The organism is Mediterraneibacter sp. HA8405 (assembly GCF_056148955.1).
This window is the reverse complement of sequence record NZ_CM148758.1, coordinates 2,291,140-2,305,636: the sequence shown is the minus strand read 5'-3', so window position 1 is coordinate 2,305,636 and position 14,497 is coordinate 2,291,140. Positions and strand designations below refer to the sequence as shown.

Genomic DNA, 14,497 nt, shown 5'->3' with positions numbered 1-14,497 from the left:
CGGTGCTGTGATGCCGGATAAAAGAAAAGGAAGTTGAGGGAAAAGAGATGGGAATTAAAATTGTGCTGCTTGTAGTCTTCTTTGCTGTTATGGTGGGAGTAGGAATCTATTCCAGAAAGCATGCTTCCAGCGTGGACGGCTTTGTTCTGGGAAGCAGATCCGTGGGACCGTGGCTTACGGCGTTTGCTTATGGAACTTCATATTTTTCGGCAGTTGTATTTGTGGGATACGCCGGACAGTTCGGATGGAAATACGGAATTGCCTGTACCTGGATCGGGATAGGCAATGCGCTTATCGGAAGTCTTCTTGCCTGGGTAGTGCTGGGCCGGAGAACCAAGGTTATGACACAGCACCTGAAATCCAAGACAATGCCGGATTTTTTCGGAGAACGGTATGACAGTAAGACGCTGAAGATCGTGGCGTCCGTAATTGTATTTGTTTTTCTGATTCCATATACAGCATCGGTGTACAATGGCCTGTCCAGATTGTTCGGCATGGCATTCAATATTCCGTATTCCTGGTGTGTAATTGCGATGGCAGTGTTTACCGCTTTGTATGTAATACTGGGCGGCTACATGGCTACAGCGATCAATGACTTTATCCAGGGGATTATCATGCTGGTGGGAATTGTGGCGGTAATTGCGGCTGTCTTAAGCGGGCAGGGCGGATTTATGGAGGCAATTTCAAAGATGGCTGAGATTCCCGGCGATGCTGCTGTGACTGCCGGCCAGCCGGGGGCATTTACCTCGTTTTTCGGACCGGATCCGCTGAACCTTCTCGGCGTTGTTATACTGACATCTCTGGGAACCTGGGGACTGCCTCAGATGATCGGAAAATTTTATGCAATCAAAGACGAAAAGTCCGTAAATACAGGAACCGTGATTTCCACAGTATTCGCAATTGTAGTTTCCGGCGGATGCTATTTCCTCGGAGGTTTCGGAAGACTGTTTGACAGCCCGCAGATCTATGATGAGGCAGGAAACGTTGTATATGACAGTATTATTCCATACATGCTGTCAGCTCTTCCGGATATTCTGATTGGAATTGTGGTCGTACTTGTGCTTTCCGCGTCTATGTCCACTCTGTCTTCTCTGGTGCTGACTTCCAGTTCCACTATGACGCTGGATCTGCTTAAGGATAATATAATTAAAAATATGAGCGAAAAGAAACAGATTATTGTGATGCAGCTTCTCATTGTATTTTTTATTGTTGTATCGGTTGTAATTGCTCTGGATCCGCCCACATTTATCGCCCAGCTGATGGGCATCTCCTGGGGCGCTCTGGCAGGTGCTTTTCTGGCGCCTTTCCTCTACGGGCTGTATTGGAAAGGAGTTACCAAAGCCGGTGTATGGGCCGGATTTATTGCAGGTGTGGGACTGACGGTATCCAATATGTTTCTCGGATTTATTGAGTCTCCCATCAATGCCGGAGCGGCAGCAATGATTGCCGGACTGGTGGCAGTGCCTGTTGTCAGTCTTCTTACGCCGAAGATGAAAAAGGAAAAAATTGATGAGATATTCCAGTGTTATGATGAGACTGTAACAATTACGAAAAAAAGATCGCTTCAGCAGGATGTATAAAAAATAAGAAAAAGGCGGGAATCGGAGCCCTGTCGGACGGAACGGCGGAACAGGCCGGGAAGACCGACAGGGCTTCGCTTTTATATGAAAGAGTTTTTGAAGTTGAATATACGCAATACGTATGTTATAATGGCAGCATATCAAAAAAGTTGTTGACATTTGAAGACCGGTATAATACTATAGTATCAGATGCGAACAACTGTTCGATTTTGAAAAGGAGAATTGATTTATGGCAAATAGTGCAAATATGAACGAAGAAAAGAAAAAAGCGCTGGATGCGGCGATCGCCAAGCTGGAAAAGGATTTCGGAAAAGGCGCGGTGATGCGGCTTGGAGATTCCAGTGCGCATGTTGCGGTTGAGACTGTTCCCACGGGCTGTCTGAGCCTGGATCTTGCGCTGGGACTCGGAGGGGTTCCGAAAGGTCGTGTGATTGAGATTTACGGGCCTGAATCCAGCGGTAAGACGACGGTGGCTCTCCACATGATTGCGGAAGTACAGAAAAGAGGCGGAATTGCCGGGTTTATTGATGCAGAGCATGCACTGGATCCGGTTTATGCGAAAAATATCGGCGTTGATATTGATGAACTGTATATTTCCCAGCCGGACAGCGGAGATCAGGCGCTTGAGATCGCAGAGACCATGGTGCGCTCCGGAGCGATTGATATCATTGTAATTGACTCTGTGGCTGCTCTTGTTCCAAGACAGGAGATTGAGGGAGATATGGGAGACAGCCATGTGGGGCTTCAGGCCAGACTGATGTCTCAGGCACTGAGAAAGCTGACCCCCGTGATCAGCAAGTCCAACTGTGTGGTGATTTTTATCAACCAGCTCAGAGAGAAAGTAGGAGTCATGTTCGGAAACCCGGAGACAACTACCGGAGGAAGGGCTTTGAAGTTCTATGCGTCTGTCCGTATGGATGTAAGAAGGATCGAGACGTTGAAACAGGGCGGAGAAGTTGTGGGAAACCGCACCCGTATTAAGATTGTTAAAAATAAGATTGCTCCTCCGTTTAAAGAGGCGGAGTTTGACATTATGTTTGGAAAAGGCATTTCGCGGACGGGAGATATTCTGGATCTTGCCGCCGGGATAGACGTAGTGAAAAAAAGCGGCGCATGGTATGCCTATGAAGGAGAAAAGATCGGACAGGGAAGAGAAAATGCGAAAACCTATCTGGAGACACATCCGGAAGTGATGGAGGAGCTGGACAGAAAGGTCAGGGCGCACTATCATCTGGGAGATGCTCCGGAGACAGAAGACAAAAATACGGAGAAAAAAGAAAACCCGGACGGAGATCTGAAATTGACGGCCGGTAAGACCAAATGACAGTTACAAGAATCGAACCCTGCGGGAAAACCAGATACCGGATTCATCTGGATGGAGAGCCGGCTTTTATCCTGTATAAAGGAGAGATGAAGAACCTGGGTATTCGTGAAGGGGAGGAGGTCTCCCCGGATACGCTGGAAACAATTTATTCGGCGATACTGTACAGGCGGGCCCGACTGCGGGCCATGCATCTGCTGGAAGACATGGACCGGACAGAGGCGGGACTTCGGGAAAAACTTCGTCAGGGAGAATATCCGGAGGAAGTGACGGAAAAGGCGATCGCATATGTCCGTTCCTTTGGCTATCTGAATGATGCCCGATATGCGGAAAATTTTATTCTGAGCCGTCAGGATACGAAAAGCCGGCGGGAAATAGAAGCGCTTCTGATAAAAAAAGGCGTGGCCAGAGAGATTATTGATCAGGCTTTTTCTGTCTGCTATACGGAGAACGGAGAACTGGAAGCAGTGAGGAAAATTCTCCGGAAAAAAAGGTTTGATCCGGACTCTGCCGACAGCCTGCAAATGCAGAAAATATACGGATATCTTGCCCGGAAAGGATTCCGCTATGAAACAATCCGTCAAGTGATACAAAATCATGCGGAGGATGCTTGACATTGTTGTGAAAACAGTATAAAATTTAACTGTTGTATTTTGATAAAATGTACAATGAAAACTGAATAAGGAGGTGCTCCTGTGCAATGAATCTAGGCTTATGTATAATAATTGCCGTGGCCCTCGCTGTGATAGTCGGTATTATTTCTCATCTCGTGACTGTCTCCAATCTGAAAAAGAATGCGGAGAGTAAGATCGGGAATGCGGAGACCAGAGCAAGAGAAATAATCGACGATGCTGTGAAAACTGCAGAGACAACGAAAAAGGAAGCTCTCTTGGAAGTCAAAGAGGAATCTATCAGGACCAAAAATGATCTTGAAAAGGAAACCAAAGAGAGAAGAGCAGAGCTGCAGCGCTATGAAAAGCGTGTGCTGGCAAAGGAAGAAGCAGTGGATAAGCGGTCAGATGCTCTTGAACATCGTGAATCAAAACTCACGTCGAAAGAAGAGCAGCTGCGTCAGCGTGAAGTCAAGGTAGAAGAACTGAGTCAGAAACGGGTACAGGAACTGGAACGAATCTCAGGACTTACCTCCGAACAGGCAAAAGAGTATCTGTTAAAAACTGTTGAAGAAGATGTCAAGCATGACACTGCCAGGATGGTCAGAGAACTGGAGGCGCAGGCAAAGGAAGAAGCAGACAAGAAAGCAAAAGAATATGTCGTTAATGCAATTCAGAGATGTGCCGCTGACCATGTGGCTGAGACAACGATTTCTGTTGTCCAGCTTCCCAGTGATGAAATGAAAGGACGTATTATCGGACGTGAAGGAAGAAATATCCGGACACTTGAGACACTTACTGGTGTGGAACTGATTATAGATGATACACCGGAAGCGGTTGTATTGTCAGGATTTGATCCGATTCGCCGGGAAGTGGCAAGGATAGCCCTTGAAAGGCTGATTGTGGATGGCAGAATTCATCCCGCAAGAATTGAAGAGATGGTGGAAAAGGCTCAGAAAGAAGTCGATACAATGATCAGAGAGGAAGGAGAGGCGGCTGCACTGGAAGTTGGTGTGACGGGAATCCATCCGGAGCTGATTCGTCTTCTCGGGCGTATGAAGTTCAGAACAAGTTATGGACAGAATGCCCTGAAACATTCCATAGAGGTGGCACAGCTTGCCGGACTTCTGGCAGGGGAAATCGGATTAGATGTACGTGTCGCAAAACGTGCCGGACTTCTGCATGATATAGGAAAATCCATAGATCATGATGTAGAAGGATCACATATTCAGATCGGCGTGGATCTGTGCAGAAAGTATAAAGAATCCGCTACAGTTATAAATGCTGTAGAGGCGCATCATGGAGATGTAGAACCTCAGACATTGATTGCATGTGTAGTGCAGGCTGCGGATACAATTTCCGCGGCAAGACCGGGAGCAAGAAGAGAAACCATCGAAACATATACAAACAGATTGAAACAGTTAGAAGATATTACCAACCAGTTTAAAGGTGTGGAGAAGTCTTTTGCCGTTCAGGCAGGAAGAGAGATTCGTGTTATGGTAGTTCCGGAGCAGGTATCTGATGATGATATGGTGCTTATGGCCAGGGATATTGCAAAACAGATTGAGTTTGAGCTGGAATATCCCGGACAAATTAAGGTGAATGTAATCCGTGAATCACGTGTAACGGATTATGCGAAATAACTGAAATCATAACAAATTAGAAAAGATGCAGCCCTTGTCGAAAGACGAGGGCTTTCTTTTACAGACAGGAGGTATGAAAGATGAGCGATGAGATACGGCGGCTGAAGAGAGAGCTTAAGTTTAAAGGAGTAATACTGGATTTTTATCAGGATACTATGGAGATTAACGGAGACCACACAGTGGTCTGGGATTTTATCAGTCACAAGGGAGCGGCAGCTGTAGTTCCTGTGTGTGATGACGGGCGAATACTTATGGTCAGACAGTACAGAAATGCATTGGAGCGATATACACTTGAGATTCCGGCCGGTGCGTTAGACGCAGAGGATGAGCCGGGAATTGTCTGTGCGGCCAGAGAGCTGGAGGAAGAAACAGGATATCGCTGTGATGAACTGGAATGGCTGATTAACCTCCGGACTACCGTTGCATTCTGTAATGAAAAAATACAGGTGTTTGTAGCCCGGAATCTGGTCCCGTCAAAACAGCATCTGGATGATGACGAGTTTATCGATCTGAAGGCGTATTCGCTTGAAGAACTGAAAGAAAAGATTTTTTCAGGAGAAATCGAGGATGCGAAAACAGTTTCCTCGCTTCTGGCCTACGATGCAAAGTACGGAAGAAACGAATAAATCAGGCTGTCCGGCATATAATGAAATATCTGTCAGGGGAGGAACCATGTCAGAACTTTCTTTCAGGAGGCGTTTCCATGAAGATATTTCATACGAGAAAGCAGCTTTTGGCTTTCTTTATGCCCGGATTTTTGATTGGAATTATATATGTTAATTTTTTCGCCGTAAAATATATGGGGGAACCGGGTATATTCAGTACATATTTTCTGGAGCAGTATCAGTCTGTGGATATTGTGGCAGGAGAATACCTGTGGTATCTGATACGGGTCAGAGTAATTCCTTTTCTTGTACTGTCAGGTCTGGCGCTCACAAAGGCGAGAAAAGCAGCTGCGGTTCTGTTTCTTGTCTGGACGGGCATATCCGGCGGCATTCTGATCTCTCTGGCAGTAATCGATATGGGAATCAAAGGAAGCATTCTGTGTATCACAGGAATGCTTCCTCAGTTTATATTCTATATTCCTGCCTATCTGGTTTTGCTCTGGTATGCCTACATCTATCCCGGCAGCCAGTGGAACCGGCAGAAAACTATTTTCATTTCTTTTATGATGGCAGTAGGACTTATTCTTGAAATTTATGTAAATCCGCTGCTTGTTCGTGCATTTATTTCCACACTTTAAGACAGAAGCTGTATTTTATCATATGGTTCTGGTGAAATCAGCGTGAAATCAGTCTTCTATGGAAGAGGATCCGTTCTTTTTCCCCAGGATAAACAGAATACAAAGCGCAAGGACGGTCACGACTCCCTGACTTGCAAGAAGACCCCAGAGATATCCGACAATTCCATATCTGGGGATAACCAGAAATACACTGGCAATCCGTATGCCCAGACTCAACGTGTTAATCAGGAAGGTGGAGCCGGTTTTTCCGAGGCCGTTAATGGAACTGATCAATGCGGTATTTGTATAGAGAAACGGGCAGATCCAGGCCAGCGTCAGGATAAATTTTCCTGCGGCAGGACTGTGAAACAACAGGTTCCCGAGATACGGGCCGGTAAACAGAAAGAACAGGCAGCAGCCAATACCAAGAAGAAAGCAGCTCCCGGCAGCTTTCCTGATAAGAGCTGCAGTGCCGGATGAATTCCCGTCTGCCTGGGCTTTTGTGACAGCAGGCATTAGAACTGTTCCCACAGAACTGGTAATAGCAGAGGGAAAAAGAATACAGGGCAGTGCCATACCGGTCAGTACGCCGTAAGTGCTTAAGGCCTCCGGCGTGCTCATCCCGTAAAGTTTAAGGGAAGCAGGGATAGAAGCGGCTTCTACGCTCTGCAGCAGGGTGACTGCAGTCCGGTTGGCTGTCAGTGGAAGAGACAGACGGAATAGTTCTCCGGCAGGTCCTTTCAGAGCTGAAAAAGATAAACCGGCAGGACGACGGATTAATTTTGCCAAAACCCGCCAGGAATACAGAAGAGAGAAAAATTCTCCGGCAACAATTCCTGCGGCAGCAATGCTGACAGAAGGGATGCTGCCGCTTTCCCGGATCAGCAAAAAGGTTACCACTACAAAAGCAATACGGACGGACTGTTCTACCAGCTGAGAGACGGCCGGAATTTCAGCCTTCTGCAGTCCGAAAGAATAGCCGCATATACAGCAGTGAACGGCAGCGCATGGCAGCGCATAGGAGATAATAACAAGCATTTCGCTGCATCGGATATCACCCAGAAAATGTCCGGCAATAAAAGTTGCATTTTGCTGGATCAGAATAATTTCCAGTATGGAGAGAGAGACTGTGAAAAACAATGCAATGAAAAGGGCTGTTTTTGCCTCCCGGTGTCGGCTGAGAGATATTTTCCGGGCTACCGTACGGGAAAGAGCGGTTTCGATTCCGGCGGTACTTATAGAATGACACAGAGCATAGACGGGAAAAATAAGCTGATACAGTCCTACATTTTCCTCGCCAAAGGCATGACTTAAAAATATACGGAAGAAAAATCCCATAAAGCGGCTGATAAATCCGGCTGCAGTCAGAATAAAAGCACCCCGGACTAAAGTATGTTTTGACGGCATGAAAGAGATTCCTCCGGCAGAACTTTTTATAAAGATATGACAGATTTTATTAAGATATGTTGGATTCTTTCTTGACAGAACAGGCAGAGGATGGTATCCTACATGAGTAAATCCTAGTAAAATACTAGGGATAATACAGCGATTTAAGAGGGTGATAGATTGAAACTTTCGACAAAAGGAAGATACGGGCTTCGCGCACTGATTGATCTTGCACAGTACAGCAAGGATGCACCGGTTTCAATTATGAGTATTTCCTCCCGCCAGGAACTTTCCGAAAGATATCTGGAACAGCTTATGTCCATGCTGAAAAAGGCCGGGCTGGTGAAAAGCATCCGGGGTGCCGCGGGCGGCTATATTCTGGCAAAGCCGGCAGACGAGATATCGGTGGGGGACGTGCTCCGTGCTCTGGAAGGAAGTCTGGAACCGGTGGACTGTGCGGGGCTGGACCCGGAAGGCAGCTGTAAAGCAGCTGACAGTTGTGTGACAAAATACGTCTGGCAGCGGATTAATGAAAGTATCAACCGGACAGTGGATGAGATTATGTTAAGTCAGCTTGTGGAAGAAAGCCGGAAGAAAAACTGCACAGAGCTCAGAAAAGACCGCGGCGGATGCAGAAATTAAGCCGGTATGGTCCGGGGGCTGTAGATCAAAATACAGGAGGTAGAAAAAGTGGAAAAACTGATATATCTGGATAATGCAGCGACAACGAAGACATCACCGGAAGTGGTGGAGGCCATGCTCCCTTATTTTACGGAGCATTACGGCAACCCTTCCAGTGTGTACGGATTCGCTGCGGGAAACAAAGAGGTTATTACAAGACAGCGGGAGATTATTGCAGAAGCTCTCGGAGCAAAGGATAATGAAATTTATTTTACTGCCGGCGGCACCGAGTCTGACAACTGGGCTCTTACGGCAGCGGCAGAGGCCTATGAAAGCAAAGGAAAACATATTATAACAAGTAAAATTGAACACCACGCAGTTCTTCATACCTGCCGGTATCTGGAAAAGAGAGGATACGAAGTAACCTATCTGGATGTGGATGAAAACGGTCTGGTGAACCCGGCGGATGTGGAAGCGGCAATCCGGCCGGACACTATACTTGTTTCAATTATGTTCGCTAATAATGAGATCGGTACGATTCAGCCAATCCAGGAGATCGGGGAGATCACCCGGAAAAAAGGTGTGCTCTTCCACACAGATGCAGTGCAGGCCTTCGGTCAGATTCCCATCCGGGTGGATGAATGCGGAATCGATATGCTGAGCGCCAGCGGGCATAAGCTTAACGGGCCAAAGGGAATCGGATTTCTGTATATCAGAAAAGGCGTGAAAATCCGTTCTTTCATCCACGGCGGGGCACAGGAGAGAAAACGACGTGCCGGTACAGAAAATGTCCCCGGCATTGTGGGACTTGGAAAAGCAGTGGAACTGGCCTTCCGGACTATGGATGAGCGGACGGCAAAAGAAACAGAGCTCAGGGATTATATGATCAGCCGTATTGAGCGGGAGATACCGTACTGCAGGTTGAACGGAGACAAAAAAAAGCGGCTTCCGAATAATGTGAATTTCAGCTTTCAGTTTATTGAGGGGGAATCTCTTCTCATTATGCTGGATATGAAAGGTGTCTGCGCGTCAAGCGGTTCTGCATGTACATCCGGATCGCTGGATCCGTCCCATGTGCTGCTCGCCATCGGACTTCCTCATGAAATTGCCCATGGGTCCCTGCGCATGACTCTCGGCGCGGATACGGAAAAAGAAGATGTAGATTATGTAGTGGATTGTTTAAAAGAAATTGTAGACCAGCTGCGAAATATGTCCCCGCTTTATGAGGATTTTGTGAAAAAACAGAAAGAGAACCAGTAAAAAGGAGGAACAGAGAACTATGTATACAGAAAAAGTAATGGATCATTTTCAGCATCCGAGAAATGTAGGAGAGATTGAAAACGCCAGCGGAGTAGGTACGGTGGGAAATGCAAAGTGTGGCGATATTATGCGCATTTATCTGGATATTGATGAAAATCAGATTATCCGGGATGTGAAATTTAAGACGTTTGGCTGCGGCGCGGCGGTTGCAACCAGCAGCATGGCTACAGAACTGGTAAAGGGAAAGAACATTCAGGAAGCAATGCAGGTGACAAATAAAGCGGTTATGGAAGCTCTGGACGGTCTTCCGCCGGTTAAGGTTCACTGTTCTCTTCTGGCAGAGGAGGCGATTCACGCGGCGCTCTGGGATTATGCGGAGAAGAATGGCATAAAGATCGAAGGACTATCAAAACCGAAGTCAGATATACATGAGGATGAGGAAGAAGAGGAATACTAATGAGCAGAGTGGTCATTGGAATGTCCGGGGGAGTGGATTCCTCCGTTGCGGCGTATCTGTTAAAAAAGCAGGGATATGATGTTATTGGTGTTACCATGCAGATCTGGCAGGAAGAAGACGTCTGTTCCGTGGAAGAGAACGGCGGCTGCTGCGGATTAAGCGCTGTAGATGATGCCAGAAGAGTTGCGGCTGCTCTGGATATTCCTTTTTATGTAATGAATTTCCGGGAAGAGTTCCAAAAGAATGTGATTGATTATTTCGCCGGCGAGTATTACAGCGGACATACTCCCAATCCCTGCATTGCATGTAACCGATATGTAAAATGGGAAGCTCTGCTGAGAAAAAGTCTGTCTATCGGCGCGGACTATCTGGCTACAGGCCACTATGCCCGGATTGAAAAGCTGAAAAACGGCCGCTATGCGCTGCGGCGTTCGTCCACTCTGACAAAGGATCAGACCTATGCTCTTTATAATCTTACGCAGGAGCAGCTCAGTCATACCCTTATGCCTGTAGGGGATTATTCGAAAGACGAGATCCGTGCGATTGCCGGAGAAATCGGTCTTAAGGTAGCGGATAAACCAGACAGTCAGGATATCTGTTTTGTGCCTGACGGAGATTACGCTGCATTTCTTGAAAAAGAGACCGGAAAAAAAGCAGAAGAAGGAAACTTCGTCACACCGGACGGAAAGATTCTCGGACGCCACAAAGGAATTATTCATTATACAGTAGGCCAGAGAAAAGGGCTGGGCCTTGCCCTGGGATATCCTGCCTTTGTGGTGGAAATACGGCCGCAGACGAATGAAGTAGTAGTCGGCACACTGGAAGAGTCGCTGACCCATACTGTGCGGGCTGACAGACTGAATTTCATGGCTGTGGGGGATATCACATCACCGGTGCGGGCTTTCGCCAAAGTAAGGTACAATCACAGAGGCGCCTGGTGCACAGCGGAAAGAACCGGCGAGGATGAAATTACCTGTCATTTTGAGGAACCGCTTAGAGCCGTTGCACCGGGACAGGCTCTGGTACTCTATGACGGAGAATACGTGATGGGAGGCGGAACCATATTATGAAACCGGCAGATATGGGGGTACGGGCAGATTTTCATATGCACACAGAGTTTTCCGGGGACAGCGACGCATCGGTGCGGGCGATGCTGGATGCTGCTCTGGAGCGTGGCATGGAAGCAGTCTGCATTACAGATCATATTGACGAAGATTATCCGGCAGACAGTGAGACCGGAATGAATCCTTTTCTGTTCGATCTGGATCAGTATTTTCAGGTTCTTCGTGAAATCAGAAAAGAATATGCGGACAGACTGGATCTCCGCATCGGTGTAGAGCTGGGACTTCAGCCTCACCTGGGAGACCGGTACCGGAAACTGATAGAGACATATCCTTTTGATTTCGTAATTGGTTCTCTGCATGTGATTCACGGGATGGATCCATATGACGGTGTTATTTTTGAAGGCCGCAGTGATGCAGATGTGTACAGAGAAGCGTTTCAGGCCACGGCAGAAAATCTGGACCAGGTGAAGGGTTTTGATGTTCTGGGGCACCTTGATTATGTGGTGCGTTATGGGAGACATCAGGCCCGGGAGTATTCCTATCAGGCATTTTCGGATGAAATTGATGAAATTCTGAAGAAATTGATCAATATGGGGAAGGGGATTGAGATGAATATGGGCGGCTTTAAATACGGGCTGGGATTCTGTAATCCTCATCCGGATGTGATCCGCAGATACCGGGAACTGGGAGGCGAGATTATTACGGTAGGGGCAGACGCCCACAAGCCGGAGCATGTAGCGTTTGATTTTGAAAAAGCAGGCGATATACTCAGAAACTGCGGTTTCCGATACTATGCGGAATACAGGAACAGAAAACCCATTTTCAGACAAGTTTAGCTAAAAATACATTTAGCACTTGAATTTTTGTTTCCATTTTAGTACAATTATTCTAGTTGATGAATCTTAAGCAATACGTGCGTGCATTTGTGAGGGGTTCATTGCCTGGCTGTACTTCAGCCAAAGAATTTTTATAAACTTTTAGGAGGAATTAATCATGGCAGTAAAAGTAGCGATTAATGGATTTGGACGTATCGGACGTCTCGCTTTCAGACAGATGTTTGGAGCAGAGGGATTTGAGATCGTGGCAATCAACGACCTTACTTCTCCGAAAATGCTGGCTCACTTACTGAAATATGACTCAACACAGGGCAAATATGCACTGGCTGACAAAGTTGAGGCAGGAGAGGATTCCATCACTGTTGACGGCAAAGAGATCAAAATCTACGCTGAAGCTGATGCTAACAACCTTCCGTGGGGAGAGATCGGTGTTGACGTAGTTCTTGAGTGTACAGGCTTCTATACAAAGAAAGAAAAAGCTCAGGCTCACATCAATGCAGGCGCTAAGAAAGTTATCATCTCCGCTCCGGCAGGAAATGACCTTCCGACAATCGTTTACAATGTAAACCACGAGACACTGACAAAGGATGACGACATTATTTCTGCAGCATCCTGTACAACAAACTGCCTTGCTCCGATGGCTAAGGCTCTGAACGATCTTGCACCGATCAAATCCGGTATCATGTGCACAATCCACGCTTACACAGGCGATCAGATGACACTTGACGGACCGCAGAGAAAAGGCGATCTGAGAAGATCTCGCGCAGCAGCAGTTAACATTGTACCGAACAGCACAGGTGCAGCGAAAGCTATCGGTCTTGTTATTCCGGAACTGAACGGAAAACTGATCGGCTCTGCTCAGCGTGTTCCGACTCCGACAGGATCTACAACAATCCTGACAGCAGTTGTTGAAGGCGAAGTTACAGTTGACCAGATCAACGCAGCTATGAAAGCAGCATCCAATGAGTCTTACGGCTACAACGAGGATGAGATCGTATCCAGCGATATCGTTGGTATGACATATGGTTCTCTGTTCGATGCTACACAGACAATGGCTCTTCCGGTTGGCGACGGTACAACAGAGGTTCAGGTTGTTTCATGGTATGACAACGAGAATTCTTACACAAGCCAGATGGTAAGAACAATCAAATACTTCGGAAAACTGCTTGAGGCTTAATTGAAAGTCTGACAGAATTCTGAATTGACTCACAAAGGGTCCGGTCTTAATTATTGGACCGGACCTTTTTTCACTATTTTGAAAGTACAGGAGGCAATGACAATGGCAATGCTCAACAAAAAATCAGTCGATGATATCAATGTAAAAGGAAAGAGAGTTCTTGTAAGATGTGATTTCAACGTTCCGCTGATTGACGGAAAGATCACAGATGAAAATCGTATTGTTGCGGCTCTTCCGACAATTAAAAAACTGATTGCAGACGGAGGAAAGGTAATCCTCTGCTCTCATCTTGGAAAACCGAAGGGAGAACCCAAACCGGAACTTTCTCTGGCGCCGGTTGCAGTAAGACTTTCCGAACTGCTCGGACAGGAAGTGAAATTTGCAGCAGATCCGGAAGTAGTTGGACCGAACGCAAAAGCAGCAGTTGCAGAGATGAAAGACGGAGACGTTGTGCTTCTTGAGAATACACGTTACAGAGCAGAAGAGACAAAGAACGGGGATGAGTTCTCCAAAGAACTTGCTTCTCTTTGCGATGTATTTGTAAACGACGCATTTGGTACAGCCCACAGAGCTCACTGCTCAAATGTCGGTGTTACAAAATATGTAGATACTGCAGTTGTAGGATATCTGATGCAGAAAGAGATTGATTTCCTTGGCAACGCAGTTGAAAACCCGGAGAGACCGTTTGTTGCAATCCTCGGCGGATCCAAAGTTTCCAGCAAGATTTCCGTAATCGAGAACCTGCTTGATAAGGTTGATACTCTGATCATCGGCGGAGGAATGTGCTTTACATTCAGCAAAGCTCAGGGCGGCAGTGTTGGAAAATCTCTTCTCGAGGAAGATTACTGCCAGTATGCGCTTGACATGATCGAAAAGGCAAAAACAAAAGGCGTAAACCTGCTTCTCCCGGTAGATGCTGTTATTGCCGATGATTTCTCCAATGACGCAAATACGAAAGTTGTTGCTATGGGCGAGATTCCGGAAGGATGGATGGGCCTTGATATCGGACCTGAGACAGCAAAACTTTATGCGGATGCTGTAAAAGACGCAAAAACTGTTGTATGGAACGGACCGATGGGATGCTTCGAGATGCCGAAATTCGCAGCCGGAACTGAGGCAGTTGCGAAGGCAATGTCCGAGACAGACGCTGTAACAATCATCGGCGGCGGTGATTCTGCAGCAGCAGTAAATCAGCTGGGCTACGGCGACAAGATGACACACATCTCAACAGGCGGCGGCGCTTCTCTCGAATTCCTTGAAGGAAAAGAACTGCCGGGCGTAGCAGCAGCAAACGATAAGTAAAAAGCTTAGCGAAGGCA

General features: G+C 46.9%; 14 protein-coding genes. 13 read left to right on the top strand and 1 reads right to left on the bottom strand.

Translation table 11 applies throughout. From position 1 onward, the window contains the following. Positions 1–47 precede the first annotated feature (47 nt). The 6 genes from AC0QUU_RS10870 (at position 48) to AC0QUU_RS10845 (ending at position 6,398) form a co-directional block, all read left to right on the top strand. Entirely contained in the window at positions 48–1,580 is a 1,533-nt protein-coding gene (locus AC0QUU_RS10870) for a sodium:solute symporter family transporter (RefSeq protein ID WP_474542755.1), read from the top strand. 229 nt (positions 1,581–1,809) lie between these two features. Then, positions 1,810–2,904 (top strand): recombinase RecA, encoded by a 1,095-nt coding sequence (gene recA, locus AC0QUU_RS10865; protein WP_474542753.1) that lies wholly within the window; start codon positions 1,810–1,812, stop codon positions 2,902–2,904. Continuing rightward, positions 2,901–3,515, top strand: coding sequence for a regulatory protein RecX (locus AC0QUU_RS10860; RefSeq protein WP_474542751.1), 615 nt, complete (start codon positions 2,901–2,903; stop codon positions 3,513–3,515). Before recA ends, AC0QUU_RS10860 begins: the two co-directional genes overlap by 4 nt. 86 nt (positions 3,516–3,601) lie before the next feature. Continuing rightward, positions 3,602–5,155: a ribonuclease Y gene (rny, locus tag AC0QUU_RS10855; RefSeq protein WP_474542750.1), complete on the top strand. Its 1,554-nt coding sequence runs from the start codon at positions 3,602–3,604 to the stop codon at positions 5,153–5,155. 80 nt (positions 5,156–5,235) lie between these two features. Further along, the gene (locus tag AC0QUU_RS10850; RefSeq protein ID WP_474542748.1) at positions 5,236–5,781 is read left to right on the top strand and encodes an NUDIX hydrolase; all 546 of its coding nucleotides are present in this window, start codon (positions 5,236–5,238) and stop codon (positions 5,779–5,781) included. Positions 5,782–5,858: 77 nt separating this feature from the next. After that, positions 5,859–6,398, top strand: a complete 540-nt coding sequence (locus AC0QUU_RS10845) for a stage II sporulation protein M (RefSeq protein WP_474542747.1) — start codon at positions 5,859–5,861, stop codon at positions 6,396–6,398. Between the two features lie 48 nt (positions 6,399–6,446). Here AC0QUU_RS10845 and AC0QUU_RS10840 read toward each other — a convergent pair whose 3' ends face one another. After that, positions 6,447–7,784: an oligosaccharide flippase family protein gene (locus AC0QUU_RS10840; RefSeq protein ID WP_474542746.1), complete on the bottom strand. Its 1,338-nt coding sequence runs from the start codon at positions 7,782–7,784 to the stop codon at positions 6,447–6,449. Positions 7,785–7,943: 159 nt separating this feature from the next. Between AC0QUU_RS10840 and AC0QUU_RS10835 the strand changes: the two genes are divergently transcribed. From AC0QUU_RS10835 to AC0QUU_RS10805, 7 genes are all read left to right on the top strand, one after another. Further along, positions 7,944–8,405, top strand: a complete 462-nt coding sequence (locus AC0QUU_RS10835) for an RrF2 family transcriptional regulator (RefSeq protein ID WP_474542744.1) — start codon at positions 7,944–7,946, stop codon at positions 8,403–8,405. A gap of 48 nt (positions 8,406–8,453) precedes the next feature. Next, positions 8,454–9,644, top strand: coding sequence for a cysteine desulfurase NifS (gene nifS, locus AC0QUU_RS10830; protein ID WP_474542742.1), 1,191 nt, complete (start codon positions 8,454–8,456; stop codon positions 9,642–9,644). Positions 9,645–9,663: 19 nt separating this feature from the next. Further along, positions 9,664–10,101 (top strand): Fe-S cluster assembly scaffold protein NifU, encoded by a 438-nt coding sequence (nifU, locus tag AC0QUU_RS10825; RefSeq protein WP_474542740.1) that lies wholly within the window; start codon positions 9,664–9,666, stop codon positions 10,099–10,101. Further along, positions 10,101–11,171, top strand: coding sequence for a tRNA 2-thiouridine(34) synthase MnmA (mnmA, locus tag AC0QUU_RS10820; RefSeq protein ID WP_474542739.1), 1,071 nt, complete (start codon positions 10,101–10,103; stop codon positions 11,169–11,171). Before nifU ends, mnmA begins: the two co-directional genes overlap by 1 nt. Next, a complete protein-coding gene (locus AC0QUU_RS10815; protein ID WP_474542737.1) occupies positions 11,168–12,001 on the top strand; it encodes a histidinol-phosphatase HisJ family protein in 834 nt (277 codons plus the stop codon). The genes mnmA and AC0QUU_RS10815 overlap by 4 nt, the downstream gene beginning before the upstream one ends. 157 nt (positions 12,002–12,158) lie before the next feature. Next, positions 12,159–13,178: a type I glyceraldehyde-3-phosphate dehydrogenase gene (gene gap / locus AC0QUU_RS10810; protein WP_474542736.1), complete on the top strand. Its 1,020-nt coding sequence runs from the start codon at positions 12,159–12,161 to the stop codon at positions 13,176–13,178. A 108-nt stretch (positions 13,179–13,286) separates the two neighbouring features. Beyond that, positions 13,287–14,480: a phosphoglycerate kinase gene (locus AC0QUU_RS10805; RefSeq protein ID WP_474545567.1), complete on the top strand. Its 1,194-nt coding sequence runs from the start codon at positions 13,287–13,289 to the stop codon at positions 14,478–14,480. The last annotated feature ends 17 nt before the right edge of the window (positions 14,481–14,497 follow it).